This window comes from Taibaiella koreensis (assembly GCF_003545715.1).
GTDB classification, from domain to species: domain Bacteria; phylum Bacteroidota; class Bacteroidia; order Chitinophagales; family Chitinophagaceae; genus Taibaiella; species Taibaiella koreensis.
The window spans coordinates 72,694-98,884 of sequence record NZ_QVNU01000002.1 but is presented as its reverse complement, the minus strand read 5'-3'; the positions used below and the strand labels follow the sequence as shown (position 1 = coordinate 98,884).

Annotated in this window: 23 protein-coding genes and 1 pseudogene; 10 read left to right on the top strand and 14 right to left on the bottom strand. The window is 51.1% G+C overall.

The window, feature by feature from the left end; all coding sequences use genetic code 11:
* Window positions 1-15: 15 nt before the first annotated feature.
* The 10 genes from DZK30_RS07410 to DZK30_RS07360 all read right to left on the bottom strand — a co-directional run bounded on the left by DZK30_RS07410 (window position 16) and on the right by DZK30_RS07360 (window position 9,695).
* Window positions 16-2,577, bottom strand: a complete 2,562-nt coding sequence (locus tag DZK30_RS07410; RefSeq protein WP_118973497.1) for a DNA gyrase/topoisomerase IV subunit A — start codon at window positions 2,575-2,577, stop codon at window positions 16-18.
* A gap of 604 nt (window positions 2,578-3,181) precedes the next feature.
* The gene (locus DZK30_RS07400; protein ID WP_118973495.1) at window positions 3,182-3,829 is read right to left on the bottom strand and encodes an alpha/beta fold hydrolase; all 648 of its coding nucleotides are present in this window, start codon (window positions 3,827-3,829) and stop codon (window positions 3,182-3,184) included.
* Between the two features lie 94 nt (window positions 3,830-3,923).
* Window positions 3,924-4,631: a hypothetical protein gene (locus tag DZK30_RS07395; RefSeq protein ID WP_118973494.1), complete on the bottom strand. Its 708-nt coding sequence runs from the start codon at window positions 4,629-4,631 to the stop codon at window positions 3,924-3,926.
* Complete coding sequence (locus tag DZK30_RS07390) at window positions 4,624-4,962, bottom strand: PadR family transcriptional regulator (RefSeq protein ID WP_118973493.1); 339 nt, start codon at window positions 4,960-4,962, stop codon at window positions 4,624-4,626. The genes DZK30_RS07395 and DZK30_RS07390 overlap by 8 nt, the downstream gene beginning before the upstream one ends.
* 82 nt (window positions 4,963-5,044) lie before the next feature.
* Window positions 5,045-5,956: a hypothetical protein gene (locus DZK30_RS07385; protein WP_118973492.1), complete on the bottom strand. Its 912-nt coding sequence runs from the start codon at window positions 5,954-5,956 to the stop codon at window positions 5,045-5,047.
* Window positions 5,957-5,967: 11 nt separating this feature from the next.
* The gene (locus tag DZK30_RS07380) at window positions 5,968-6,693 is read right to left on the bottom strand and encodes a shikimate dehydrogenase family protein (RefSeq protein ID WP_118973491.1); all 726 of its coding nucleotides are present in this window, start codon (window positions 6,691-6,693) and stop codon (window positions 5,968-5,970) included.
* A 10-nt stretch (window positions 6,694-6,703) separates the two neighbouring features.
* Window positions 6,704-7,489: an SDR family oxidoreductase gene (locus tag DZK30_RS07375; protein ID WP_118973490.1), complete on the bottom strand. Its 786-nt coding sequence runs from the start codon at window positions 7,487-7,489 to the stop codon at window positions 6,704-6,706.
* Window positions 7,490-7,538: 49 nt separating this feature from the next.
* Window positions 7,539-8,561 (bottom strand): patatin-like phospholipase family protein, encoded by a 1,023-nt coding sequence (locus tag DZK30_RS07370; protein ID WP_118973489.1) that lies wholly within the window; start codon window positions 8,559-8,561, stop codon window positions 7,539-7,541.
* 10 nt (window positions 8,562-8,571) lie between these two features.
* A complete protein-coding gene (locus tag DZK30_RS07365) occupies window positions 8,572-9,120 on the bottom strand; it encodes a hypothetical protein (RefSeq protein ID WP_162902925.1) in 549 nt (182 codons plus the stop codon).
* Window positions 9,121-9,194: 74 nt separating this feature from the next.
* Window positions 9,195-9,695, bottom strand: coding sequence for a DUF983 domain-containing protein (locus tag DZK30_RS07360; protein WP_240432881.1), 501 nt, complete (start codon window positions 9,693-9,695; stop codon window positions 9,195-9,197).
* 7 nt (window positions 9,696-9,702) lie between these two features.
* On the opposite strand from DZK30_RS07360, the gene DZK30_RS07355 reads away from it, so the two are divergent.
* The 7 genes from DZK30_RS07355 (at window position 9,703) to DZK30_RS07325 (ending at window position 16,299) form a co-directional block, all read left to right on the top strand.
* Window positions 9,703-10,176 (top strand): GAF domain-containing protein, encoded by a 474-nt coding sequence (locus DZK30_RS07355; protein WP_118973487.1) that lies wholly within the window; start codon window positions 9,703-9,705, stop codon window positions 10,174-10,176.
* 67 nt (window positions 10,177-10,243) lie between these two features.
* The gene (locus tag DZK30_RS07350; RefSeq protein WP_118973486.1) at window positions 10,244-11,455 is read left to right on the top strand and encodes an Lnb N-terminal periplasmic domain-containing protein; all 1,212 of its coding nucleotides are present in this window, start codon (window positions 10,244-10,246) and stop codon (window positions 11,453-11,455) included.
* Window positions 11,456-11,465: 10 nt separating this feature from the next.
* Window positions 11,466-12,257, top strand: coding sequence for an alpha/beta fold hydrolase (locus DZK30_RS07345; RefSeq protein ID WP_162902924.1), 792 nt, complete (start codon window positions 11,466-11,468; stop codon window positions 12,255-12,257).
* A gap of 152 nt (window positions 12,258-12,409) precedes the next feature.
* Entirely contained in the window at window positions 12,410-13,678 is a 1,269-nt protein-coding gene (locus tag DZK30_RS07340; RefSeq protein ID WP_118973484.1) for a sensor histidine kinase, read from the top strand.
* A 16-nt stretch (window positions 13,679-13,694) separates the two neighbouring features.
* On the top strand, window positions 13,695-14,393 hold the full coding sequence (locus DZK30_RS07335; protein ID WP_118950661.1) for a response regulator transcription factor: 699 nt from the start codon (window positions 13,695-13,697) through the stop codon (window positions 14,391-14,393).
* Window positions 14,394-14,426: 33 nt separating this feature from the next.
* The gene (locus tag DZK30_RS07330) at window positions 14,427-14,960 is read left to right on the top strand and encodes an OmpA family protein (RefSeq protein WP_118973483.1); all 534 of its coding nucleotides are present in this window, start codon (window positions 14,427-14,429) and stop codon (window positions 14,958-14,960) included.
* 88 nt (window positions 14,961-15,048) lie between these two features.
* Window positions 15,049-16,299 (top strand): ABC transporter permease, encoded by a 1,251-nt coding sequence (locus DZK30_RS07325; RefSeq protein WP_118973482.1) that lies wholly within the window; start codon window positions 15,049-15,051, stop codon window positions 16,297-16,299.
* A 65-nt stretch (window positions 16,300-16,364) separates the two neighbouring features.
* Here DZK30_RS07325 and DZK30_RS07320 read toward each other — a convergent pair whose 3' ends face one another.
* Together DZK30_RS07320 and DZK30_RS26555 are read right to left on the bottom strand one after the other, a co-directional pair.
* The gene (locus DZK30_RS07320; protein ID WP_118973481.1) at window positions 16,365-17,384 is read right to left on the bottom strand and encodes a PDDEXK nuclease domain-containing protein; all 1,020 of its coding nucleotides are present in this window, start codon (window positions 17,382-17,384) and stop codon (window positions 16,365-16,367) included.
* A 30-nt stretch (window positions 17,385-17,414) separates the two neighbouring features.
* Window positions 17,415-17,537, bottom strand: a pseudogene (locus DZK30_RS26555) (hypothetical protein); the annotation flags it as partial.
* Between the two features lie 342 nt (window positions 17,538-17,879).
* Here DZK30_RS26555 and DZK30_RS07310 point away from each other — a divergent pair.
* A complete protein-coding gene (locus DZK30_RS07310) occupies window positions 17,880-19,097 on the top strand; it encodes a beta-ketoacyl-[acyl-carrier-protein] synthase family protein (RefSeq protein ID WP_118973480.1) in 1,218 nt (405 codons plus the stop codon).
* 133 nt (window positions 19,098-19,230) lie between these two features.
* On the opposite strand, the gene DZK30_RS07305 is transcribed toward DZK30_RS07310, so the two are convergent.
* On the bottom strand, window positions 19,231-19,956 hold the full coding sequence (locus DZK30_RS07305) for an outer membrane beta-barrel protein (RefSeq protein WP_162902923.1): 726 nt from the start codon (window positions 19,954-19,956) through the stop codon (window positions 19,231-19,233).
* 105 nt (window positions 19,957-20,061) lie between these two features.
* Between DZK30_RS07305 and DZK30_RS07300 the strand changes: the two genes are divergently transcribed.
* The gene (locus tag DZK30_RS07300) at window positions 20,062-21,075 is read left to right on the top strand and encodes a dipeptide epimerase (protein ID WP_118973478.1); all 1,014 of its coding nucleotides are present in this window, start codon (window positions 20,062-20,064) and stop codon (window positions 21,073-21,075) included.
* A gap of 87 nt (window positions 21,076-21,162) precedes the next feature.
* Window positions 21,163-22,995, top strand: coding sequence for a thiol protease/hemagglutinin PrtT (locus tag DZK30_RS07295; protein WP_118973477.1), 1,833 nt, complete (start codon window positions 21,163-21,165; stop codon window positions 22,993-22,995).
* A 284-nt stretch (window positions 22,996-23,279) separates the two neighbouring features.
* On the opposite strand, the gene DZK30_RS07290 is transcribed toward DZK30_RS07295, so the two are convergent.
* The gene (locus DZK30_RS07290; RefSeq protein WP_118973476.1) at window positions 23,280-26,147 is read right to left on the bottom strand and encodes a DEAD/DEAH box helicase; all 2,868 of its coding nucleotides are present in this window, start codon (window positions 26,145-26,147) and stop codon (window positions 23,280-23,282) included.
* Between the last annotated feature and the right edge of the window lie 44 nt (window positions 26,148-26,191).

Here is a 26,191-nt window from a genome sequence, read left to right as displayed (position 1 = left end):
CGCCTATCTTTAATACTAAAACAAGGTCGGTGCATCGTCAGGGTTACCGCCTTCCTTTGCTGCTGCATCTTCTTCCTTACTATCTGTTTCGGGCTCTTCTTCCTTTTCCTCAAAGAGGATCTCCAGCAGTTCTTTGTCGCTTAGCTTATTGCCTACAGCTTTCCAGCCGCTTACGTTCACTTTTTCGGTAAGGTCGACCACCTCTTCTCTCGCATCTGATTTCTTTTTTCCCAGTTTCAGTGTAACAATAGGATGGGGGTCGGTAGTCACCAGCTCCAGCTTATTCTTAGGCCCTTCCTTTATGAAGAGGAACTTGCTCTTCAGCGTTTGGGTTTCAATATGAAAACGTTTCACATTGAACTGGGCTTTATCGGCGTCGAAGTAGACCGCCGTGATCACCTTGTCGGGATTGAATTTCTCGATACGCTGCATCTGGCTTACTTCGTAGCGATTGCTCAGGTCAAAATCCGTGAGCTCATACTGCCCATCCTTATAGAACACCAGAATGCGGTCTTCCTGGTCGAAGCTGCCCAGCAGCCTGCCATAACCGTCGGTATTGAGGCGGCCTACCTGGGCGTCGTACCATATTTTGGGCGCCGAGAGTGTGCTGCGTCCCTGCTCCTTGAATTTGATCTGCCTTACGGGGTACTTCGTTACCTGGTTGCCCTGCGAGCTGCGTCCTTTGATCACCAGCTCTTCGAAATAAAAATCGAAGACCTTAATGCGTGCCGAGCTGCCGGGCGAGAGAGTTACCGCAACCACTTCGGCCTCACCATTGGGATTGGCCGTAAAGTACATGATCTTGCTGCCCTTGTTGCCTTTGGTAAGGTCGTATTCTTTGTCGCGGGTAATGCCGGTTACGTTAAAGCGCTTGGCATACACTACGCCGCTGCTCCCATCCATATACATCATATTATAGGTAGTGCGCTCGTCGTTCTTCTTGAATACATCCAGGTGTAAGATGTCTTTGCCTACAAAAGTTTTATCGGCGACCTTGGTTACGATCATGGTGCCGTCTTTACGAAACACGATAATGTTATCGATATCGGAGCAGTCACATACAAACTCGTCTTTCTTCAGGCTCGTGCCGATAAAGCCCTCTTTCCGGTTGACATACAGTTTAGCATTGGCGATGGCCACCTTGGTAGCCTGTATCGTGTCGAACAACTTGATCTCGGTCTGACGCTCTTTACCCTTGCCGTATTTCTTCAGCAATCCTTCGTAATAAGCAATTGCGAAGTCGGTGAGATGCTCGATATGATGTTTCGTTTGCGCGATGTTGTCTTCTGTAGCTTTGATGTGCTCGTCGGCCTTAAAAGAGTCGAATTTGGAAATACGCTTGATCCGGATCTCGGTCAACTTTGTGATATCTTCCTGGGTGATCTCTCTCCGGAAAAGCTTTTTATAGGGCTTCAGACCTTTGTCGATAGCTGCCAGCACGCCTTCCCAGGTTGTTTCCTCTTCAATGTCGCGGTAGATCCGTTTTTCGATAAATATTTTCTCCAGGGAAGAGTAGTGCCAGTCATCCTCCAGCTCTTTCAGCTTGATCTCCAGCTCGCGCTTCAGCAGGGCTTTCGTATGCTCTACAGAATGTTTCAGCAGGTCGCTAACACCTACGAAATGTGGTTTGTCATTGATAATGATGCAGGCATTGGGCGATATAGAAGTTTCGCAATCAGTAAAGGCATACAAAGCATCTATCGTCTGGTCGCTGGATACGCCCGGCGCCAGCTGTACTGCCAGTTCCACATCCCTTGCCGTATTGTCGGTAATGCTCTTGATCTTGATCTTACCGCTGTCGTTGGCTTTCAGCACGCTGTCGATCAGCTGCTGTGTCGTAACACCATACGGCACCGATTTAATGAGCAGGGTTTTCTTATCCAGTTCTTCAATATGAACCCTTACCCGCAGCTTGCCACCGCGGCTGCCATCGTTGTAATTGCTCACATCGATCATACCGCCAGTCTGGAAATCGGGATAAAGCTCAAATTTTCGGCCCTTCAGGTGTTTGACCGCAGCGTCCAGTATCTCACAGAAATTGTGGGGTAGTATTTTAGTGGAGAGGCCCACCGCAATGCCTTCGGCTCCCTGTGCTACCAGCAAAGGGAATTTCATGGGCAGGGTAGTGGGCTCATTCTTGCGGCCGTCGTAGCTGAGCTGCCATTCGGTGGTTTTGCCATTGAAAGCGACATCCAGGGCAAATTTAGAAAGCCTTGCTTCGATGTAACGCGCGGCGGCTGCGCTGTCACCCGTACGTATATCGCCCCAGTTACCCTGCATATCGATCAGCAGGTCCTTCTGTCCCAGGTTGGTAATCGCGTCGCTTATCGAAGCGTCGCCATGAGGATGGTATTGCATGGTTTGACCAATGATATTGGCCACCTTATTGAAACGTCCGTCATCCATCTCCTTCATCGCATGAAGAATGCGGCGCTGAACGGGTTTCAGCCCGTCTTCGATCGCCGGTACCGCACGTTCCAGTATCACATAGCTTGCATATTCGAGGAACCAGCTTTCGTACATCCTGTTGATGGACGGCGCGCTGTGCTCCTCGTGTTCGAGTTCCTGTTCGGTCATTTATTCTTTGGTCATTTAAATGCGGCTGCAAAAATAAGAAAATGGCAACGCTATACCTATTCAGGATCGTATGGAAATGCAATTCGAATGTTTTTTGCAATTTTTTTTTTTAATAAATGAATCTGGCCATATTTCTACACTCACTATGCGATAGTTTTATTATGTATAAGTTGATTTACTAAATTGTATTTTTGATTAACTGTATGCCGTCAGCTGCGCAGATTGTGCCTGGTATAACGGAAAAGCTATGTTTGTACCATGGCAATTAGTGGCTCACAGGGACTTTATCTGCACCTGGACAAAACCAGTTATGCTGGTGGAGAGTCTGTTTGGTTTATAGCTTACCACCCTATTTGTATTGCTACAGCGGGAGGTTAATGACTCTATATGAAAAGGGGAAAATATATAATGCAGAATGGTACGGGAAAAGGCAGCCCTTTCCCGGGACAGGCATTGCCTCAGGGAAAAATACGGACGGATGCCGAAGGGAAGGCCAGCATCCAATTCTATACCAACGACCTTTTGGGATACCATACACCTGCAGGGCTTCAGCAAAGCAGGGCCTATAGCTGCCAAGGCTTTTTACCGGTTAATCCGGTAGCCGTTACAGGTATTGCAGCAGCAATCGCGTCAATTCCTCCTTACGGGTCAGCTGCATCAGGTGCGTGCCACCTTCGACGGGTATGGCCTGCGACAAATTCCGATAAGGGAACATGCTGTCGCGGGTGCCATGGATATGAATAATATCCCTGCGGTAATCGTCGCCGCCCTGCCAATTGACGATGGCGTTGACGCACCAATAGAGAAATGCGGGATCGTTATGCCGGGCCATGCTGATGGTCAGCCGCCGTACCGCCGGGTCCCGTCGCAATTCGGGCAACAGCAGGCCGCCGTAGCGGGTGCCGGCAATAAAACCTCGTCCGGGCAACAGCCGGTGCAGCTTGCTGCGGCGAAGCTGGCGGAGGCGCCAGGGCATTTCGGAGCGACACTTTACCGAAGAGATCAGGATCACCTTTTCGGGCTGTACATGTTTGAGCAGCTCCATAACCATAATGCCGCCCATAGAATTGCCCACGAGATTGAAAGGGGCTTTGCTGTTGATCAAGGGCAGGAATTTAAGGCAATAAGCAGCCATGGATTCTCCCGCGGTATGGGCGGGGAAAGGCAAGTAAACCGCGTCAGGTATCTGCGATAGCGGGTAAGCATAAAAACGCTCGTCGGTCGCGATGCCGCCTATGAAATAAGTGGTCATTGTCTTTGTCTAATAACGATAAGCCGGAACGGCGTCCTGTATACTATCTATTTTCATCAGTAGCCTGGGCGAAAAAAATGACTATCGGGAAAGATCAATGGATGTATGGGGTAACGTTCAGCGCATTCATCTGTTGCTTTAGCTCGGCAGTATCCGTCGCCGCTTTTTTCATCAGCCGTGCAAAAAGCACGAGGTTGGCGCCCAGCAATGCCGTTATCATGCCTGTAAGCCAGGCCTGTGCCTGCGGACTAAGGAAGCCTGCAGCCAAAATGACGGCCAGGCCCACCCATAGCCAGAAGATGGTACTGACGCTGGCCTCATGCGCTTTTTCGATAAGCAAGCCGCCTGTTTTGGCGCGCTGCCGCAGGATCAGGATAGCGACGCCATATAAGAGCTCGGCAGAGCACAATATACCCATGCCGTTTTGAAGCAGGTGTCTGTGCGCCATTGCCAGGAAGAGCTTGCCCGCTAATGCCCCCAGCAGGATCATTCCGGGAAGGTGCAGCGAAAGCAGGAACTGCTTCTGTTCGCGGCGATACCAGGTTTTATACCGGTGATAAACACTTTTTTCGAAGGCTTCGGCCAGTGGCGCAAACCCTTTGACGCCAAAAGAACGATGCGCCTGTGCCATTGCAGCCTCCAGGTCAAGCTTGCTATCCTGCTGCAGCAACTCTTCTACCTTGCAGGCAAAATGATCGGTGATCTCCAAGAGCAAAGGAGGCTGGGAGAAGCGGGCAGACCGGGATATGATGAACCGGTGCAAACGGTCCAGCTCTTCAGGGCTCAATATTCTTTTATCCATGCTTTAAACGGTATTTCAGGATCTTTTGAAGAGAGCTTATCGCATCCTGCAAGGCTTCCAGCTGCAGCGCCGATTCTTTTTTTCCCTTCCTGTTTAGCTTATAATATTTCCGCAGCCGGCCATCCACCATTTCGGTTTCTGTATCCAACAGGCCGGCAGTCTCCAGCTTATGCAGGGTGGGATATAGCGCTGCTTCGGTGACCCTGGTCTTGCCCTTGCTGCCATCCTGTACCGCCCTGGTGATCTCGTAACCGTACATGCGACCATTGAGCTGCAGTAATTGCAGTACCACTGCCGATAAGCTTCCTTTAATTATGCGATCCGTTTCCATATAGCTTTACCAAAGGTAAATAAAAAAATGATACCTAATAAAATTAGGTATCGTTCAAAAATTAAAAATTTCACCAGCACTATTACCGTTTCTTCCAGGCCGCTTCCAGCCGTGCCATCAGCCGCCAGTTTTCCATAGGATCGAGCCGGCGCAACGCATAGGGTCGTAGCTCCTCCTGCTGGCCGCCGCTCTTTACTGAACGTTGGTATTGCCTGGCTTCAATGCCTTCGTACACTTCCTTTTTAATAAAGAGCAGGTCGGCGTAATAGTATTCTTCATTCCTGTTCTCGGCAGCGTTGGTGCTTATTACGATCTCCCGGTCTTTCGATAGGCTTACCTGGATATAACGATCGCTCAGCCGCCATTCAAAATAGTTGTTGTCGCCATAATTCAACAAGTCGGATGTCGTGTCCCGGTCGCTCATGAAAGCGATCTGCTCAGCTGCCATACCCCGGGCTCTCATGGTATCGATCTGGGCTTCGTTATCGGCCTTAATAGCCTGCTCTTCTGTGGTCTTTCCCAGCTTATGGGACAGGTATACGAGCATCGAATCGAGGTCCTTCTTCTCACGGAACTTCGTTTTAGCGACAATGGCCAACGGGTGAAATTGTTCGTCGGTCTCTATGCCTACCTGGTAAAAGAAAATGTTGGCATAACAGGCAATGCTGTCCAGTGTCTGCGTGCGGAAGTAGTAGCGCTTCTCCTTCCATACAAAGACATGCTCCGGTAGCTCTCCCCGGGCAAAAGAGTCCTTTTCGCGAAAAACGTCAAAGTGCTTTTCGGGCCAGTCGTCATGATCGGCAGTGTCGAGCGTAGTGCCGAACAGGTGAGTGGCATCCTCATCGAAAGCGATCCGGGACAGGTCAAAGCCGGAGCGGGCGGCAAAGGTTGCCGGCTGTGGCTTTTGTACAGCATTGCTCCCGCTTTTTTCTTTACAGGAAAAGAAGCAGATGCATATTATAGTAATGATCCCCGATCGGAATAAATAGTTCATGGCTGTAGTGTTTAAGCTTCGTTCCATATGCGCCAGGCCGCTTCGGCCTGTGCGATCAGCATCTCGTAGCCATTCTTTATTTGTGCACCTTGTGCTTTGCCCTTTTGCAGGAAAAGGGTTTCGGCGGGATTGTAGACCAGGTCGTAAAGTAAATGTTTTTCGCCGATGTAGTTGTAGGGTATGTCGGCACAGTGTTCTGTATCCGGCGCCATACCCAGGGGCGTGGTATTAATAATAAGCTTGTGCTCGTCCAGTACGGCTTGATCGAGCCTGGCATAGCAGAGCTGCCCGGCACCGGTATGGCGCGACACCAGGGTAAAGGCGATGCCCAACTGCTGCAACGCGTAAGCAACGGCCTTGGAAGAACCTCCCGTCCCCAATACCAGGGCATGTGTATGCCAGGGTTGCAGCAATGGCTCCAGGCTTTGCGTAAAGCCTATAGTGTCTGTGTTGAACCCTTTGAGCCGGCCTTCCCGGATACGGATCGTATTGACGGCGCCTATAGCCTTGGCAGTACCGTCGAGCTCGTCGAGCAGGGGGATCACTGTCTCTTTGTGGGGTATGGTCACATTGAGGCCCAGCAAGCCCGGCTCTTGTATCAGCAAATCCCGGAGCGTATGGATATGTGCCAGGGGGAATTTGTGATATTGGAACGGCAGGCCCAACTGCTCAAATTTCTGATTGAAATAGCCAGGCGAAAAGGTCTGTAGTAAAGGATAGCCGATAATGCCGTACATAGCGTGCTGTTTAGAGGCTCCCGGTGCGGCCGCCGTCGACAGGAATGCTTACCCCGGTAATATAGGCGGCTGCTGGTGTCGCCAGGAAGGCTGCAGCGGCAGCAATCTCTTCAGGCCGGCCGAAACGTTTCATCGGGATTTCCTCCAGCATTTCTTCTTCCACGGCTTCCCTGTTTGCGCCGGTCTTTGCCGATTTGTTGTTGACGATGTTTTCCAGGCGGGCGGTAGCCGTAGCGCCGGGAAGAATGTTGTTGACTGTGATGCCGAAAGCGCCCAGCTCATTCGACAAGGTCTTGGCCCAGGAAGCCACGGCGCCCCTTATCGTATTGCTCACACCCAGCCCTTTCAAGGGTATCTTTACCGATGTGGAGATGATATTGATGATACGGCCGTATTGTGTAGCCTTCATACCAGGAACCACGAGTTGTGCCAGCAATTGATTGCAGATCAGGTGCTGGTTGAAAGCCTGAAGAAAGGCTTCGGGTGTGGCATCCGTGACAGGACCGGCGGCTGGGCCGCCGCTGTTGTTTACGAGAATATGGACCGGCTGCTGCTGTACATAAGCGGCTACCACATCCTTTACCCCATTGTAGTCACTGTAATCGGCTACCAGGTAGTCGTGTTGTTGCCCCGCCGAAGCATCCAGGCTGGCGACAGCTGTTTGCAGGGTGGTTTCGTTGCGGGCGATCAGGGTGCAGGTGGCGCCCAGCAGGGCCAGTTCCCGGGCGATGGCCAGACCTATACCTTGTGTGCTGCCGCCTATAAGAGCATGCTTGCCGTTAAGTGATAATTGCATAGTTGTTGCTTTAGCGTTGCAAATATAAGGCCAAAGCGTTAACGGCTCTTTATACCAGTATGCTGCTGCCAGGCGCCAGGCCGGCAATATATTGGTTCATCGTGCGCTCGCCTTTGGCAACCATGCCTTTCATTTCGGCCGGATCAAAGGTGAGTCCTCCCGGGCCGCCGCCGAGGTAACCATCGGGGCGTATGAGATGAAGGTTGACACTGCGTTTATTGCTGAAGGGGCTACCGGGCACGTTAAGCAGTGCAGTTATTTTGTCTTCTGGTATACCATAGGCCGAAAGGTTCTGCCTCACCGTATCCATATAGCCCAATGCCTTGTTGTAGAGCAGCGGTATCTGCAGGTCGTTGTCACCCACATCTTCGCTGAAGATCTCGATCGTACGCATCAGGATGTCCGGCACGCCCGTATATCTTTTCTCCACAGGAGGCGTGATCTCGGGAGAGAGCAGGATCACGAAAACCTCATCGGCTCCTTGCTCAATGGCAAGCTGGATGCCGGCATATTCCCGTACGCCGCCATCTACATACTGACGCAGCGGCTGCGCACCGGGAATGACTTCGATCGGGGTCATGAAGACCGGCTGGCATGCCGAAGCCAGTACCGCGCGCCGGAAATGATCGGCCTGCTTCAGGGCGATCACCTCATGTTGGGTGGCGCTGTTCAATGTTTTGGAGGCAAAATACACTGCGGCCTCCGTTTGCAGGCAAGTGGTCGCCAGCAGCACATTGTAAGGGCGCGTTGCCAGGTCGTTGAAAAAGGTATCAGTATAGTACTGTTTTAACAGTTGCGCGAGCGGCTCCACGCCGAAAATACTGTCGGCTGTGAGTATACGGTTGCCGACATTGTAGGTGGTGATCACCTGTTCTGTGGTTACCGAAGTATAGAGCTGCTCCAGCAGCGCAATATCCCTGGCGGTAGCCAGTGGTGCGATAAGGGCGCCGGTGCTGGTGCCGATGAGCATATCAAATGCAAGGCCCGGCCGCTGCCGGAACATGGTCTTGATCGCACCGACGGCAAAGGCTCCTTTGGAGCCGCCGCCGCTAATCACCAATGCTGTAGACATAATGCGGGCTTTAAGGGTTAAATGGATCTGATGAGGTTTTTTTCTTAGGTCGTATCAGGTTGAAGCCGAGGGAAGATTGCAGCCACCATTGACCATTGCCGTAATCGCGATAGCCGGTAAAGGCAAGCTGGAAGAGCTGGAATATCTCGGCCTGCAGGCCGCCACCCGCAAGTTTTTGCCCGAAAGAGCCCCAGAAATGGCTCCCTGTAAGCTGGACGTTCAGTACTGTGCCGAAAACACCGGCGCGCATATCAAAAAGCCTCAACGCTGCTGTGGGGCCGGCTTGTACGCCCCAGCGGCCTTGGGTATAAATGCCGGCTACCTGCGCCCCGAGCCGTAGCCGGGAAGGAATAACCGTGTATTGCGGGGCCAGGCTAAACCCTACCTGATAATAATCGGGGGTGGTCTTGAAATCGGATACGACGCCCTGCTGCAGGCTGAGGTAGCCGGTAAAGCCTTTAGGGAATTCAGGTGTGCTGTTCTGCGCCGGCAGCGGGATGCCGGCATATAACATAAGAAAAATAAGTATACAGCACCATCTTGAAAATACAGGAGCCATGTTGTTCAGGGTTTAGGTTTACCCTAAAGATACTATAACTGCTGCGCCGGAAGGTGGCCGAGGTGAAAATTACGTTATTCTACGGAGTGTTGTCCATCTGCAGGCGGCCGGTGCGGGCTACTGCCGTATTTGACGAACATATAAAGATAAAGTACCCTGGAGTAGCGCATCAGCAACGGTTGTAGCAGGAGCAGCATGGCCACGGTAATGCCCAGGTACCACCAGATGCTATTGTTCTTCCAGGAAAAACCGACTGCCAGGCCAAACCATAAGGCATTGAATATGGCCACACCTACGGATAGGGCATAGCTCACATAACCGGTGCCATAATAAAAGCCGACCTCAAGCTCCATCTTCTGACCGCATACCGGGCAGCGGTCAGGCATGAGCATCATTTCTTTCAGTGGGAAAATGCTTTTGTTGGTGTACATATTTCCTTTGCGGCAGTTGGGACATTTCATGCCCAGGATACCGGAAGGCAGCGAAGGACGGTCGGCCATGGTATTGGGAAAATTGATAGCAAAGGTAGCCTTAATCCCCGTTCTTTGCAGAAAATCCGGTGCTGCAACAGACAATTATTTTATGGCTGAAACATTAACGACCATTACCGGGAGCAAGGCAGAGCAATACGCTGCACTGCTGCCCCAGATAGAGGCGCTCGTCACGCACGAGGAGGACCTGATCGCCAACCTGGCCAACGTTACCGCGGCGCTGAAGGAGCAGTTCGGCTGGCTGTGGACCGGCTTCTACCTGGTAAAGGAAGACGAGCTGGTGCTCGGGCCTTTCCAGGGACCAATTGCCTGTACCCGTATCCGTAAAGGCCGCGGTGTATGCGGCACCTCCTGGGAGCGCGGTGAAACGATAGTAGTGCCCGATGTGGAACAATTTCCCGGTCATATTGCCTGCAGCAGCCGTTCCCGCTCCGAAATCGTAGTGCCCGTTTTCAAAAACGGCACGGTGACGGCCGTTCTGGACGTAGATAGCGAAGCGCTGGCAGCTTTTGACGATACCGACAAGCATTGGCTGGAACAGTTGGTCGCGCTGCTTCGTTTCTGACCTGCTCAGTCCATACTAACACCGATATTTTGTAGGTTTGCGTGTTTTTTCACATAAGCCGATCTTCATGCGTCGCTATATTTTATTTCTCCTGTTATCGCTGTGCACTCTGGATACCTTTGCACAGGCCGATAGCACCCTGGTTCCGGCAACCGACTCCGACCATATCCGTATCAGTATCCTTACCTGTGGCGTGGGAGACGAATTGTATTCCTCTTTTGGTCATACCGGCGTGCGTGTTATGGATACCCGTAGCGGCGCTGATGAGGTATATAATTATGGCACGTTCAACTTCAACGACCCGGATTTTTACCAGAAATTCACATTGGGCAAGCTGCCCTATTACCTGGAAAAGGGCGCTTACGGCGACTTTATGTACACTTACGTGGAGGAGAAACGTAACGTGAGGGAGCAGGTGCTGGACCTCAGCACCGACCAGAAGCGTCGCATGATCCGGTACCTGGAAAACAACCTGAAGCCCGAATACCGCGAGTACCAATATGATTTCCTGTTCGATAACTGTGCTACCCGGGTGCGGGACATCTTCCCCAGGGTACTTGGAGATGAATTTTATTTTGGCGATGTACTGAGCAACAAAAAAATCAGCTATCGCGATATCCTCAACCAATACCTGGCCGACAAGCATTGGGAAAGATTTGGCATCAACCTGCTGCTCGGTAGTAAGGTAGACAGCCTGATGACCGACGAGGGCGCTATGTTCCTGCCCGATTTTATACACAAAGGCCTGGTGCACGCCAAATTCAGGGGAAAGCATGTGGTCGGCAGCGATCGCGTGATCCTGGATCATAAGCATGTGTACCACACCACGTTCAACGGCCCCCTTTGGATGATGATCGGTCTCCTGATCCTTACCGCGCTTTCTTTCCTGGTGCGCTCGTTCCGCTATCTTAAGGCGGTGCTCCGTTTCCTGCTGCTCTTTATTACCGGCCTGCTCGGTATTTTTATGCTGTTCATGTGGCTGTGCACCAATCACCAGTCTTGCGCCGATAATTTCAACATTTTATGGGCGGTGCCCTTCAATGTTATTGTCGCTTTTGTGGCGCATAAGCGTAAGCAAGGGCTCAGGATCTATGCCCTGGCGGCTATTAGCCTGGTCATAGTGGCGCTCATCGTTCACCTGCTTGGCTTCCAGCGCATGCCCCTGATCGAGCTGGCGCCGCTGCTGCTGTGTATGATGTATATTTACATCGACATGTACAAGCAAAACATCGGCGGCACGGCCCCTGCGGCGGATGCTGCTGATACGGCAAACAAATGATCCGGATTGTATGATACATTATACTGTAATAGGCCAGGGGCAGCCCCTGGTGCTGATCCACGGCTTTCCCAACGATAGCAGCGCCTGGGAGCCCCTGTTGCCGGCACTTACAGAACGGTACCGTGTACTGCTACCCGACCTGCCCGGTGCGGGACAGAGTCCTTTACCCGATACCCCGCTCAGCCTGGAATATATGGCCGCGGAGATCGCAGGTATGCTGGACCGCGAACAGATACCCCTGGCAGTACTGGCAGGGCATTCTATGGGCGGCTACTCAGCGCTGGAATTTGCGGCGCATTACCCCGGCCGGCTCAAAGGAGTAAGCCTGGTGCATTCGCTGGCTTCTCCCGATAGCGAGGAGAAAAAAGAGAACCGCCGTAAGGCCATTGCCCTGATCCGAAAGGGTGAAGCGGAGAAGGAAATGTTCCTCAGGGGCATGGCGCAAAACCTGTTTGCAGAATCTTATGCGGCCCGGCATCCCGAAATGGTGCGCAAGGTCGTAGATACCGGTATGAAGCTTTCCACGGCTTCGCTGGCGGCTTTTTACCAGGCCATTATGGAGCGCAGCGACAAAAGGGAACTTCTGGACAGACTTGATTGCCCGCTGCAGTGGATCATCGGTAACGAAGACACCGCAACGCCCATGAAGGACGCCCTGGAACAGTGTCACAGGGCCCGGGTGAACGCCGTTTCCCTATACGAGCCCTGCGGACACATGAGCTTCCTGGAGCATCCCGACTGGCTGGCTACCGATATGATCGCCTTCCTGGAGCATTGTTACCGGGATGCAGGCCCGCAATAACATTGCGGGAGGGCCGTCCCTTATCGCAGGAGCCGCCCTCCCGCTTTCTTCCGGTACCGGCTGTACCGGCTTACCTATAATCTTTAACCAAATGTAAATGCCAGCGGATATTTTGTTCACCTCTTCGTTTCCAAGTACATTTGTTTTAGATAATGAAAAATGCAACCATACGGCTGATCCTGATCCTGGCCTTGCTGTTGGCCGCCGGTATCATCGCCACGCAGGTGTATTGGGTAAAAAAGGCTTACGATCTTGAAGAAAAAGAGTTCAGTCTCAATGTCAATACCAGCTTGCGAAATGTAGCGCTGAAGATCTGGGAGCTGAAAAAGATACAGCCCCTGGTATATAATGTGGTGGACCAGGTGGAACCGGACTATTTTATCGTGCAGATCAACGATCACGTGGATGCCGATGTGCTGGGCCATTTCCTGTCGATGGAATTTGAGCGGCGGAACGTGATCACCGATTTTGAGTATGGCATGTACGATTGTATGAGCGATAGTCTCATGAACTACCATTACATCCATATGAGCGGGAGCAACGAGCCGTTTACACCTGTAATGAATTTTCCCAGCCTGGCCCGTGAAAACTATTACTTCGGTGTGTTCTTTCCCCACCGGAAAAATTACATCGCCTCGCAGCTGTCGATCTGGATATTGTCGTCGCTGGTACTGCTGTGCGTGCTGATCTTCCTGGGCTATGTGGTATTTGTGATCCTGAAACAAAAACGGCTGAGCGAGGTGCAAAAGGATTTTGTCAACAACATGACGCATGAATTCAAGACGCCATTGGCGACGATACAGTTATCGGCCGAGGTGCTGAAAAACCCGGACATTGTACAGAAACCGCAACGCCTGCTCAACTATGCGACCATTATCGATAATGCGGCTTCACAGTTGGCATTGCAGGTAGAGCGGGTATTGCAGATGGCCCATGCGGAAAAAGGAGAGATACAGCTGCGGCACCAACCTATCGTGTGGCAGGAGCTGATCAATGAAGCGGTAAAAGGATTTGAGCACATGCTGCTGAAGAAAAATGCGGCGCTGCACCTGCATTTGCCTGAGGCCGCAGTGGAGTCGACCGGCGACAAGCTGCACCTCAAGAATGCGGTGAGCAACCTTATCGATAACGCGCTTAAATACGCAGCCGACAACCCGATAATCGATATACATTTGAAGGCCAACAATAAACAGATCAGGATCGACGTTACCGATAACGGAATTGGCATCGATAAGGATCATCAGAGAATGTTATTCCGGCGGTTTTACCGTGTGCCGACGGGTAATATACACGATGTGAAAGGGTTTGGTCTGGGGTTGAATTATGTCAAGATCATCGTGAAGGCTCATGGCGGATCGGTAGTCTGCAATAGCAAGCCGGGTAAAGGAAGCACCTTTTCCCTTATCTTTCCGAAAAAATAACGTATAAAACTTCTATATGCAACCAAAAGCAAAGATCCTTTTAGTAGAAGACGACAGCTCTCTGGGCTTTGTAGTGAAAGATAACCTGGAGGAGCACGGGTACGAAGTGATTTTCAGCTCCGATGGCGAAAATGGCTGGCAGCAATTCATGCGTCACAATATCGATATCTGCCTGCTGGATGTAATGCTGCCCAAGAAAGATGGCATGGCCCTGGCGGCGCAGATCAGGAAAAAGAATGACAAGATCCCGATCCTGTTCCTCACGGCCAAATCCATGGATGAAGACCGTATTGCCGGGTTCAAGGCCGGCGGCGACGACTATATCACCAAGCCCTTCAATATGGAAGAGCTGCTGCTACGCATCGAGGTATTCCTGAAGCGGACCCGTAAAAAGCCGAGCGAGCAAGCTGAAAAATTTGAGCTGGGAAACCTCGTTTTCGACTACAACAATCTGCTGCTGATTGACGGCACGCACAAGCAGCAGCTGACACAGAAGGAAGCCGACCTGCTGCAATACCTTTGCCTGCATGCCAATGCGGTGGTCAAGCGGGAAGATATCCTGATGAACGTCTGGGGAAAAGAAGACTATTTTCTGGGCAGAAGCATGGATGTTTTTATGACCAAGATCAGGAAATACCTGAAGGATGCAGAGGGTGTAGACCTGCAAACGGTGCATGGCGTAGGCTTTAAATTGATCCTTGCTAAACAGGAATAATGTATAACTTTGCTGCCTTCAATAATTCATTGTATGAACCGCCACCGTTGTGCCCTTTTCCTGCTGATCCTTGCCCTGCCGGCACTGCTTTATTCCTGCAGCGCAGCAAAGAAAACAGCCAAAAAGCAACACTCCTATATGGAATCGGCTTACGCTACCCTGAAGGATGCTGTAAATGAAGCCGAAGTGACCATTCTGAATGATACGATCAAGGTCCTGTTTCCCGAGCACCTGCTGTTTAAGAAAAGCTCGGCCGAGATCAATGAGGCGACAACCCCGCTGATGCAGCGCTTCGGGAAGGCGTTGAATCAATATGATAAGACAAGCATCCTCGTCAATGGATATACCGACAACACCGGTACCGATGGGATTAATGAAACCTTATCGAAGCAAAGAGCCGACTCTGCAAAAAACATGCTGGAGCGTTTTGACGTACTTAAGAGCCGGATCTTTACCTGGGGAATGGGTAAGACCAACCCAATAGGCGATAACAATACGGAGGAAGGCAGAAGACGGAACCGCCGGGTGGAATTCATTATCCTGTACAACTACGAGCCGCCAAAATAACGTCGCCAGGCCGGAAATTACCGAAGCCGTTTTTTTACCGCCGATAGGATATATTTGCAATACAAAAGCTGCAGGACGTTTTTTTACGATGGCCAACAATTTCCTTTTCAATACTGTACTTGCTTACCGTTCCGTGCGCACCAACAAGCTGCGCACAGGCATTACGGTAGGCATTATTGCTTTGGGGATCATGGCGCTCATCGGCATTCTTACCGCCATTGAAGGATTGAAAGCCAGTATCTACTCCAGTTTCAGCGGTATGGGCGCCAATACGTTCCAGATCACCAACGAAGTGCTCAAGAAGAAGAGAGGCGGTGGAGGGATCAATATTTCTTCTGTAGACCAGCGCAACATAAGCTATCGCGATGCCCAGGACTTTAAAAAGCGGTTTTCTTTTCCCGGTACAGAAGTCGGCCTATCGATCATGGGTACCGGTATCGCTACCGTTCGCTACGCTTCGGAGAAAACCAATCCCAATATCCATGTCATGGGGGTGGACGAACGTTATGTCACCATTTCTTCGACAACGCTCGCCGCCGGCCGTAATTTTTCAACCACAGAGGTGGAGAATGGCAGCTATGTATGCCTGCTGGGCAACAGCATTGCCACCAAGCTTTTTAAGGGTAAGCTGCAGAATGCGCTCAATGCCGTGATCTCCGTAGGATATATCAAGTACCGTGTGATCGGCGTAGCGGAGAGCAAAGGCAGCAGCATGGTCTCCAACCTGGACAATAATGTATTTGTGCCGCTTCAGAATGCCCGTGCGGTGTACGGTGGCGATAATTCCTTCGTCGTTAGCGTGAAGGTGGGTAATGTAGCCCTCATCGATATTGCTGCCGAGGAGGCCGAAGGTCTGTTCCGCATTGTGCGCAGGGTGCCGCTCAATGCACCATCCAATTTTGGGGTAAATAAGAACGACAACCTGGCGGCCATGGTAATGGAGAATGTGACCTACGTGACCGGCGCTGCACTGTTCATCGGGCTCATTACCTTGCTGGGAGCGGCGATCGGTCTCATGAACATCATGCTGGTATCGGTGGCCGAAAGAACGCGCGAGATCGGAGTCAGCAAAGCGCTTGGCGCCCGCAGCAGTTCGATCCGCAGACAATTCCTTACCGAATCGATCATGATCAGCCTTGCAGGAGGCGTGATCGGCGTTATTACCGGCATCCTTATCGGGAATATCGTATCCCTGCTGCTGAAGACCGGCTTTATCGTACCCTGGATGTGGATCAGCATCGGTATTGTTTCCTGCACCATTGTGGGGCTTGCCTCTGGGCTGTACCCCGCTGCCAGGGCGGCCCGCCTGGATCCTATAGAGGCGCTGCGATACGAATAGCGCTTATGTCAGGGAGATTGAGTTGGCCTGTATGTGGCAGCTCAGGCTTTGTATGTAAACTGTAGCTATTTTAGTAGTTTTTTGTTTTCTATCCGCTCCCGGGCTTCTATCAGGATGTTGTGTATTTTTCTTTCCAGTTCTTTTTTGGGCGGCAGTTCTGTCCAGTATTCAGCCACCATTATGCCATCTTTGTGCATCTCCAGCAATTCAACCTGTTCACGGCTGCTTTCGGCGCAAAGAATGAGGCCTACAGGGGCCAATTCTCCATCTTGTCTTTCATATTTATCCAGCCAGCGCAGGTAGAGCTCCATCTGGCCTTTGTGCTTCGCTTCAAATTTGCCGAGCTTAAGCTCAATGACTACCAGCCGCTTTAAGCCGCGATGGTAAAACAGGAGATCGAGATAAAAATCTTCACCATCAATAATCATCCGTTTTTGACGTTCCACAAAGGCAAAGCCCTTACCCAATTCCAATATAAAAGTTTCCAGGTCTCGTAGAATAGCCGCTTCCAGGTCTTTTTCGAGATAAGTATCCCGTAAGCCTAAAAAGTCGAGAAAGTATGGGTCTTTAAAGTTGTTGTGCAGCGCAGGGTTGTTGCTTGTATTTTGAAGATTCGCGATAGCCGTACGTTCAAATGCTTTAGCAGAGATATGTTGACGTAGCTCCCGTTTTCCCAATCCTTCTGTTATGGCTTTCTTTGCGTAAAACATCCTCGCCTCAGCATTTTTAAGAGGAATCAGGATAAGAAAATGCGACCAGCTCAATTGTCGTGCCAGTGGAACGACAATTTCCTCAGCGGGGAATTGCCCGGCAAATTGCAGCATCCGGCGCAGGTTCTTTTCTTCGAAATTGCGACCGTACCGCCCGGTCAGCTGTGCCGCCAGTGTAGGCACAATCTGTTTGCCATAGCCGGCGCGCTCATTTTGCAAAATATCTTGGTTAATGCGCCTGCCTATATGCCAGAACAGCATCGTAAGGGTAGTGTTAGCCTGCTGCGCTACCTGCTGCTGACTTTGTTCTATAAGCTGCGCCAGTTCTGTAAGCAGATGGTCGGTAGTGGATATTATACGTTTCTTTGCATCCATGGCGTGTGCTATTTTTAAGCGGGATCAGGATTAGAAAATGGACCAGCTCAATTGTCGTGACAGTGTAACGACAATTTCTTCTGAGGGGAATTGCCCGGCAAATAGCAGCATCCGGCGCAGGTTTTTTTCTTCAAAATTACGGCCATACCGCTTCGTTAGTTGTACCGCCTAAGTGGATTTGCTGACATAGTTGTGTGTGATGTCATGTAGCAAATTTAATGGTTTCTGCTTATATGTCTTCTGCCCGGCGGCAGGTAAAATACGGATCAGCAAGGGCAAGATTCGTTGTTGCAAACGGAGTATCTTAAATGATGGTCGGGCAATGACAAGAGCCAATGTGTGGTTTGAAAATGTACGACAGAACATACAACCCTAGTGGCCGGCCCGGCAGCAATTGCAATAATAAGTTTACGATAAAGCCTGCTGGTTTTGCGTATGGGGCGCTATGCTTCTTTTGCTAAAATAACAGACCTTTGCAGCTGTAAATAAAAATGAATGAACAGAGTTGTCATCACGGGCATCGGTATCTATTCGTCGCTGGGCATGAACCGGGAAGAAGTAACGAAATCCTTGTTTGAGGGACGTTCCGGTATCTCTTTCCGCCCGGAGCGCAAGGCCATGGGCTATCGCTCGGGACTTACCGGCTATGTATCACGGCCCAATCTCAAAGGCTTACTGGACCGCCGGGCCCGCATCATGATGCCGGAACAGGCCGAGTTTGCCTATATGGCTACAATTGAAGCCATGCAGCAGGCCGGTGTCGATATTGATTTCTTCCAGCGGTACGAGACCGGCATCATCTATGGCAACGACAGCTGCGCCAAGCCGGTGATCGAAGGGATCGATCTGTTGCGGGAAAAAAAGGACTCGATGCTGATTGGCTCGGGCTCCGTATTCCAGGTGCTGAACTCTACGGTGACCATGAACCTGGCCACTATATTCAAGTTGCGGGGCATCAATTTCAGCATCAGTGCTGCCTGTGCCAGCGGATCGCATGCGATCGGGATGGGATACCTGTTTATTAAGAATGGCATGCAGGAAAGGGTGATCTGCGGCGGTGCACAAGAGGTTAACGACTATTCCATGCCCAACTTCGATGCACTCGGAACTTTCTCCACCCGCGAGTCAGAGCCAACCAGGGCTTCCCGGCCTTTTGATAAGGACAGGGACGGTCTTGTACCTGGCGGCGGCGCTGCAACTGTTATCCTGGAAAGCCTGGAATCGGCGCAGGCGCGCGGCGCGCACATCATTGCTGAAGTGCTGGGCTATGGCTTCTCCTCCAACGGGGAGCACATTTCCAATCCTAGTGTAGAGGGACAGGTAAGATCGATCCACCGTACACTTAAAGATGCCGGTATGTCTGCCGCTGAGGTGGAATACGTCAATGCGCATGCAACCTCGACTCCGGCAGGCGATGGTAGCGAGGCCGAAGCCATTTTTGAAGTGTTCGGCGGCAAGGTGCCGGTGAGCTCCACCAAATCGATGACGGGGCACGAATGCTGGATGGCCGGCGCCAGTGAGATCGTTTATTCCCTGTTGATGATGCAGCATGGCTTTATGGCGCCCAACATCAACTTTGAGCATCCCGATGAGCACTCAGCCAAGATCAATGTGCTGCCGGAAACACTACAGCGTGACTTCGATGTGTTTTTGTCCAATTCCTTCGGTTTCGGCGGCACCAACTCCTCTCTCATACTCCGTAAATGGAAGTAGGGGCATTCCCTGGCTCTCCGGGAATGCCGTGTCAATACAATCGTGCTTTCAAGACCAAAATAATAAAACAGTAAGGGCGATCTTTCCGGATCGCCCTTACTGTTTTATCGTGAAAAGATAAGCTGCGCCCGTGTTACAGGCCTGTGATGCAGATACCTATCGAATAAGGATATACCTCAGGCCCCGCGCCGGCTTTGAAAAGCTGGCTCAGGCTATAGGTGCCGAATATGGAGAAATTACCCCAGCCGATGCGCGCCGTGGGCGTAAAGCGCCAGGTCTCAAAATAGCGCTTCGTATTCACCTTCTCCACGACGTAAGTGCCGCCTACATTGTGTTTTTCTTTAGTATGGGCGCCTACCAGGAGGCCTACTTTCATCCCGATCGCCATTTTGAAGCCGCGGTTACGGTTGTCTTTGTTGCCAAAAAAACGCAACTCGAAAGGTGCTTCCAGGTAAGTAGTGTTCAGTTTGCTCTTCTTGTAGTTGTCTACGCCATTGGTATCCACGTTCTGAAATACAGCCGTACTGGAAGCTGTATTCATAACCAGGCGCTGATCGTCGAAATAAATGTTATTGGTCCCAATACCAAGGCCCGCTGCAAAGCTGAAATTGGACTTGGAAATAGGGAAATCGTAGCAGAGATAGGCATTGAATCCCCGGCCAATACCACCTATCTTAACGTTTTCAGGCGTTTGGGCCCAGTTGTCGTAAGAGAGCTGAAGCATGAGGAAATCACGCGAGGGTTTGATCACCGACTTTTTCTTAGCCGGTTCACTTTGGTTATCGGTGGTGCTTTCCTGCGCCTGCGCGCCTAAAGAGAAAGCCAGCGTGAAGGCCAGTAAGCCTGCGATTTTCTTCATATGAACATATTGCAATTGAGGCGCAAAGATAACTGTTGCGCGGCTTTTTAAATATTTTTTCTTCTTTTGTTGCGATCTCAGGAGATTTGCAGCATTAACTGGCTTATGCTCCAATTGACCTACCGGAGATATGATCTCCCTTTTGAATACCCTTTTGCCATTGCGAAAGGAACGAAGACCCATCAGCCCACGCTAGTACTGTCCCTGGGCCTGGGCAGGCTCACCGGTTATGGCGAAGCTACCGAGATCGGGTACTATAACGCGCGCCTGGATGAAATGATTGTGTTGCTGGAAAAAAATCGGAGCACAATTGAACATTATGCGCTCAATGGGCCCGAACGGTTCTGGCATTTCCTGCATCACCTGCTGCCCGGTCAGCCATTCCTGATAGCTGCGCTGGATATGGCCGGATGGGATCTCTGGGCGCAACTGAACCGGAGACCACTGTATGCCATGATAGGCCTGCAATGGAAAAATATTCCGCCCACCGATTATACCATAGGGATCAATGAACCGGCAGAGATCCGGCAGCGGGTAGCGGAAAAGCCCTATCCCGTCTATAAGCTTAAAATGGGCGGCGGTCACGATCTGCAGGCGCTTGAGGCCTTGCGTGGCGCTACCGATGCGCGTATCCGCATCGATGCCAATGAAGCCTGGAGCCTGGACGAAGCCAGGCTGTTGCTGCCCGAACTCGAACGATTGGATGTGGAGCTGATCGAGCAGCCGCTGCATCGCGACGACAAGGAGGGAATGATCGCATTAAAACAACTCACCCATATACCTCTTATTGCTGATGAAGCCTGCCGGGAAGAGAAGGATGTGCCCTCCTGCCTGGAGCTGTACGACGGGATCAATATCAAGCTCGCCAAATGCGGAGGTCTTACGCCTGCGCTGAATATGATCCGTGCCGCGAAGCAAGCGCGGAAAAAAGTCATGCTTGGTGGTATGTGTGAGAGTAATGTAGGGGCTACCGTGCTGGCCCATTTGCTTCCGTTGGCCGATTATGCCGATATCGACGGCCCTTTGTTGCTGAAAGAAAATGCAGGCCGGGGATTAATTTATGACGGCGCCTCGATCAGTTTGCCCGCAGGCCAGACCGGGACAGGCATATTCATGTAGGTACTGTGGTTATTTTTGGTTACTTATTTAAAAAACGTTAATTTCATGAACTTTAACCTTTTTATTTGGTAACCAATAAATAAAACAATGAAGAGAATAGTACTACTCTTGTCCCTGGGATTCGCTGCCGGTGCTACGGCATTTGCCAAGCAGGTCGATGAGCAGACCGCAATCAGTGTGGCCCGGAATTTTGTCGCTACCAGGATGAGCAATGCCCAGCCTGCGATCAAGCTGTTGACCACTTCTTCCGTAAGCCAGTCCGGCGGTACCGCCATCAATACCTATTATGTATTCGATGTGAACAACCAGCAGGGCTTTGTAGTAGTAGCCGCCGACGATATCGTCAAGCCGGTATTGGCCTATTCTTTCAGCAATGCTTTCCAGGCAGGCGACGATGCTTCGCCCGAAACCCGCTACTGGATGGGCTTATATCGTGACCAGATCCAGTTTGCCGTACAACATCAGCTGGAAGCTTCCAAAGCGGTGATCGCCGACTGGGATTATTATACCGGCGCCGTAACCGGCGGCATGGCCAATAAACCTACCAATGAGGTCACGCCCATGCTGACTACCACCTGGAACCAGGGTACCTATTATAATATCTATACACCCGGCACGGGATCGGGCAAAACACCGGTAGGTTGTGTGGCTACAGCGATGGCCCAGATCATGAAATACTGGAACTATCCTACCACCGGTACCAGCAGCTATTCTTATACTCAGAATCCTTACGGCCAGCTATCGGCCGATTTCGGCTCCACTATGTACCAGTGGGGGGTAATGTCGGATAACCTGACCGGCGCTTCTTCTGCAGCGGCAAAGGATGCAGTTTCCACGTTGGGGTATCATTGCGCCGTGAGTGTGCGGATGAATTTTGCTCCAAATGGCAGCGGATCGCAGGTGCTGGCCTGGAGCGCCAATTCCAAATGCGCTGAAAATGCTTTTAAAAATTATTTCGGATACAAATCTACTATCGAAGGGTATTATCGCGAAGACTACTCCGATGCCGATTGGGATGCCTTGCTGAAGCAGGAGATAGACAATGGACGCCCTCTGCTGTACGCCGGTTTTGGCGATCTCGGCGGGCATGCTTTCGTGTTTGACGGCTACGATGCAGCTGGCCTGTACCATATCAACTGGGGCTGGGGTGGCATGAGCAATGGCTACTTTACCGTCAATAACCTGGCGCCCTCCGCATTGGGTATCGGCGGTGGTGGTGGTAACTTCAACGAAGGCCAGCAGATACTGACTAAAATCGAACCTAACGGAACACCCGATGTGCTGGACCTGGTGCTGAAGAACGCGCTCACCGTTTCCGTACCGGAAATCACCCAGGGGGAAAGCTTCAGCGTAAATGGCAAAGTGGGCAACCGCGGCATCCTGGATTTCAGCGGACAGCTTACAGCCGGCCTGTTCCGCACCAGCGACAATAGCATGACCGCCAGCGTGCAGATCCTGGGCTACCTGCAGATTGCCACCGTGACCGACACCGGTGTGGTATTCCAGATGACCAGTACCAATGCCCTGCCCGCAGGAGACTATACGATACGATTGCTGTATCGCCAGGAAGGCAAAACAATATGGAATGTGCTGCCCGATGACCTTGGCTTCACCAATAGTGTGCCGTTTACCGTTCGTGCCAAAGATAATCCCACCGGCATTGCAGAAACAGCATTGGATCGTTCCCTCAGCGTGTATCCCGTTCCTGCCAGCACACAGCTGATCCTTGATCGCAAAGGCTTTGCCGGCAAGATCAGCGGCATCGAGCTATATACATTGCAGGGACAGAGAATAGGATCGGCTGTACCTGGAAATACCGTAACAACGATACCTGTTAGCCAGCTGGCTAATGGTGTGTATTTCCTACGTGTGACCACCGACCAGGGTACCAGCAACAAGCAGATCGTTGTGAAGCATTAACGCTTCAGCAAGTATACAACAAAGCGGGACGGCCAAGGCCGTCCCGCTTTGTTAGGTACAAGAGCCAGGAATCAGGTATTAGTATTGTGTATTACGTATTAAGTATCAAGTATTAGGTATTAGGTATCAGGTATTAAGTATCAAGAACCAAGTATTTGGCATTGCGTATCAGGGATCAAGAATCGGGCGTAAGATATTAGAGATCAGATGCCATTTAGCATCTAACTTCTAATATCTAATATCTAACATCTAATGTCTGGTATCTAACGTCTAATATCTAATCTCTAACCAAACAGGTAGGCTACATCGTCCTCTGTGAGATTTTTGACAAAGCCTTCCTCTGCGCTGATCAGTTCTTCCGACAGTAACCGTTTCTTTTGCTGTAATTCGATGATCCGCTCCTCGATCGTATCCTTACAGATCATCTTATAGGCAAATACATTCTTCGTCTGACCGATACGGTGCGTACGGTCTATGGCCTGCTGCTGTACGGCTGTATTCCACCAGGGGTCTACGAGGAATACATAGTCGGCAGCGGTAAGGTTGAGGCCTGCGTTGCCGCTCTTAAGGCTTATGAGGAATACCCTGGTCTGATCTTCGGCCGATTGAAACCGGTTGACCATGGCCTGTCGATCGGCTATGGGCGTATCGCCATCGAAATGGAAGAAGCTGATATTTTGCTTACGGCAGCGATCGGCGATAAGGTGCAGCATGCCCTTAAACTGTGAAAAGACGAGCGTCTTGTTATTCTTCAGGTTGAGCAATTCGTCCATCAGCATATCAACTTTAATTGAGTCTATACAATCGCTGCTTTCGCTCAGCAATTGCGGTGAGCCGCATACCTGGCGCAGCTTCAGAATGCCCTGAAGGATATTGAGCTTGTTCTTTTCCAGGCCTCCGTTCCTGATGTCGAGGAAAATACTGTCCCTGATCTGGTTCTTCACCGCATTGTAGGCAGCCATCTGGTCTTCGCCCATGGCGCACCACAGCACACTTTCCGTCTTTTCGGGCAGATCGGTGGCCACTTGCTCTTTGGTGCGGCGCAGTACAAAGGGCGCTGTCATTTGTTGCAGCGCTTTTATTTTTTCCTTATCGCCGTCGCGGTCTATAGGGTTGGCATATTCTTTCCGGAAAAATTCCTGGCCGCCGAACAGACCGGGTAGCAGGAAATTGAGCTGGGCATACAAGTCAAAAGTGTTGTTCATCACCGGCGTGCCGCTGAGCGCAACCCTGGCCCTGGCGCTGAGCTGTTGTACCGCTTTGGTGATTTGCGCCTGCACATTCTTGATGTTCTGGCTTTCATCCACCACCACGGCATCCCATGGTGTAATATGCAGCTGCTCGATATCGCTGCGCAAGGTGCCGTAGCTGCAGATGAGCACCTGTCCCTGTTGGCGGAAGAAACTTTCGATATTGCGCTGCAGGCCATTGTAGACAAATGCCTTTACGGAAGGCGCGAATTTTTCCAGCTCCATTTTCCAATTGTAGATCAGCGATGCCGGGCATATGATCAGGTGGTGGGCTGTTGGTTCCTGCTCCAGTCTCCGGCAAAGGAAGGTGATGGTCTGCAAGGTTTTACCGAGGCCCATGTCGTCGGCCAGGCAGGCTCCTGCGCCTATCTCGGCCAGCAGCGATAACCACTCGTAGCCTTTATGCTGGTAAGGCCGCAGGCTCGCCTGTAGCAGGGTGGGTACTGTATATACAGTTTGCTGCTCGTCCTGCCATTGCAGCCAGCGCTGTAGCCATTCTTTGCTGATGGAAGGTTCCAGCACTTCTTTGGCGGCGCCTTTTTCCAGGCTCAGCATGATCCATTGTGGAATAACAACTTCGCTTTTCGACAACTTACCATGCTTGATAATAGGAGCGTATTGGGCGATCCATTCATCGTTGAAAATGCCGATGGTGCTGTCTTTAAGCAGGATGGAGTTTTGTCCGGCGATTAGTAGCTTCTGGAGCTCGGTAAGCGATACCTGCTCTTTGTCGAAGCGTATCTTCAGGCTCAGGGTAAGGGTTTCTTCTTCCTGTTTTATTATCAGCATTTCTGTTGCCGGCGCATGGGCCGAGTAGCGGAAATGCCGCAGCATTTCGAGCCCGATCATTTCCGCATCCTGCTCCAGCAAACCATGGTAGGCTTTCAGGAACCATTGCTTTTTCTTGGCATCGACAAAAGTCAGGTAAAAGAACTTGTTAGATTGTTTGGCAAAGTTGGGATGTAGCGACTGCAGGTATTGTGTAAATTGCAGCTCGGCTTCCTTATCTCTTATAATACTGTAGGCCTCGCCGTTTCGAATGGTTTCATGGCGTTCTTTCCATTCTCCTTCAACGATAATGCCTTCATACTTCCACTTGGGTGTGAACATCAGCATCGAATCGCTGATCTCGCTCAGGTAGACACAATTGACCGGCGCCGTATCGATCTCTTTTTTTTCAAACAGGTTGTTGCGGTTCACCTGGTAGCCTTCTTCCAGTTTCTGAACGATGCGCTGCGAAAGCAATACAGGGTTATGGGCAAACTGCTGCGGCTGGCTTTGCTCCAGCCATTCCAGGGTCAGATGATCGTTATGACGCAAGGAATAATAATTTCCCTCTGCTTCTACCAGGAACTTATAGCGTTTGACCTGGTCGAGGGTATAGCTGGTATTGCCACAGCGGATATGGCTCAGGACCGAGAGTCCGCCGTCTGCAGTCCTGACCACTTCAAAGGAAAGGACCGGGGCTTCTTTAAAGATATTGCAGCGGGCGATCAGGTAATTGCCCGTAGCCGGATTTTTCACCCTGTGGTAGCTCCTGAGGTCGGGCACTGCGTTCAGTAGATTGGTCAGCAGTTCCTGGATATACCGGGCAACCGTCTTGTCCAGGAATTTTTCAAGGGGCATGCCCGATTTTTCCCTGGCATGCCTTTTTTTGAGCTGGCTTACCTCGAAGGCGATATCATCGTCGTTAAACCGCGCCAGCAATTGCTTGCCTTCGGCGCTGTATTTGCCGAAATGACGTTCGATCTGTATCTCGTCCAGGGGAAACATTTCAAACGGGACAGTAGCGCCCTGTCTTATGTGCAGGGAGTTAAAGATGCTGTTGTGGTTGAATATTTCTTCCGGGCACAGCACCAGGGTAGCGACAGGTACGATCCTGGCAGGTGTTTGCGGGGGCATGTTCCTTGATTTTTTTTAGCGGAGCGCAAAAGTAGGAAAGCTTT

Excerpts from the sequence above, each read along its gene's own strand:
- DZK30_RS07375 (WP_118973490.1), bottom strand. The coding sequence starts at position 7,489 with ATGCAATTATCACTTAACGGCAAGCATGCTCTTATAGGCGGCAGCACA.
- DZK30_RS07385 (WP_118973492.1), bottom strand. The coding sequence starts at position 5,956 with ATGAACTATTTATTCCGATCGGGGATCATTACTATAATATGCATCTGC.
- DZK30_RS07335 (WP_118950661.1), top strand. The coding sequence starts at position 13,695 with ATGCAACCAAAAGCAAAGATCCTTTTAGTAGAAGACGACAGCTCTCTG.
- DZK30_RS07390 (WP_118973493.1), bottom strand. The coding sequence starts at position 4,962 with ATGGAAACGGATCGCATAATTAAAGGAAGCTTATCGGCAGTGGTACTG.
- DZK30_RS07290 (WP_118973476.1), bottom strand. The coding sequence starts at position 26,147 with ATGCCCCCGCAAACACCTGCCAGGATCGTACCTGTCGCTACCCTGGTG.
- DZK30_RS07300 (WP_118973478.1), top strand. The coding sequence starts at position 20,062 with ATGCTCCAATTGACCTACCGGAGATATGATCTCCCTTTTGAATACCCT.
- DZK30_RS07320 (WP_118973481.1), bottom strand. The coding sequence starts at position 17,384 with ATGGATGCAAAGAAACGTATAATATCCACTACCGACCATCTGCTTACA.
- DZK30_RS07295 (WP_118973477.1), top strand. The coding sequence starts at position 21,163 with ATGAAGAGAATAGTACTACTCTTGTCCCTGGGATTCGCTGCCGGTGCT.
- DZK30_RS07310 (WP_118973480.1), top strand. The coding sequence starts at position 17,880 with ATGAACAGAGTTGTCATCACGGGCATCGGTATCTATTCGTCGCTGGGC.
- DZK30_RS07305 (WP_162902923.1), bottom strand. The coding sequence starts at position 19,956 with ATGAAGAAAATCGCAGGCTTACTGGCCTTCACGCTGGCTTTCTCTTTA.
- DZK30_RS07400 (WP_118973495.1), bottom strand. The coding sequence starts at position 3,829 with ATGACCACTTATTTCATAGGCGGCATCGCGACCGACGAGCGTTTTTAT.
- DZK30_RS07380 (WP_118973491.1), bottom strand. The coding sequence starts at position 6,693 with ATGTACGGCATTATCGGCTATCCTTTACTACAGACCTTTTCGCCTGGC.
- DZK30_RS07345 (WP_162902924.1), top strand. The coding sequence starts at position 11,466 with ATGATACATTATACTGTAATAGGCCAGGGGCAGCCCCTGGTGCTGATC.
- DZK30_RS07410 (WP_118973497.1), bottom strand. The coding sequence starts at position 2,577 with ATGACCGAACAGGAACTCGAACACGAGGAGCACAGCGCGCCGTCCATC.
- DZK30_RS07355 (WP_118973487.1), top strand. The coding sequence starts at position 9,703 with ATGGCTGAAACATTAACGACCATTACCGGGAGCAAGGCAGAGCAATAC.
- DZK30_RS07365 (WP_162902925.1), bottom strand. The coding sequence starts at position 9,120 with ATGGCTCCTGTATTTTCAAGATGGTGCTGTATACTTATTTTTCTTATG.
- DZK30_RS07325 (WP_118973482.1), top strand. The coding sequence starts at position 15,049 with ATGGCCAACAATTTCCTTTTCAATACTGTACTTGCTTACCGTTCCGTG.
- DZK30_RS07350 (WP_118973486.1), top strand. The coding sequence starts at position 10,244 with ATGCGTCGCTATATTTTATTTCTCCTGTTATCGCTGTGCACTCTGGAT.
- DZK30_RS07330 (WP_118973483.1), top strand. The coding sequence starts at position 14,427 with ATGAACCGCCACCGTTGTGCCCTTTTCCTGCTGATCCTTGCCCTGCCG.
- DZK30_RS07340 (WP_118973484.1), top strand. The coding sequence starts at position 12,410 with ATGAAAAATGCAACCATACGGCTGATCCTGATCCTGGCCTTGCTGTTG.
- DZK30_RS07370 (WP_118973489.1), bottom strand. The coding sequence starts at position 8,561 with ATGTCTACAGCATTGGTGATTAGCGGCGGCGGCTCCAAAGGAGCCTTT.
- DZK30_RS07395 (WP_118973494.1), bottom strand. The coding sequence starts at position 4,631 with ATGGATAAAAGAATATTGAGCCCTGAAGAGCTGGACCGTTTGCACCGG.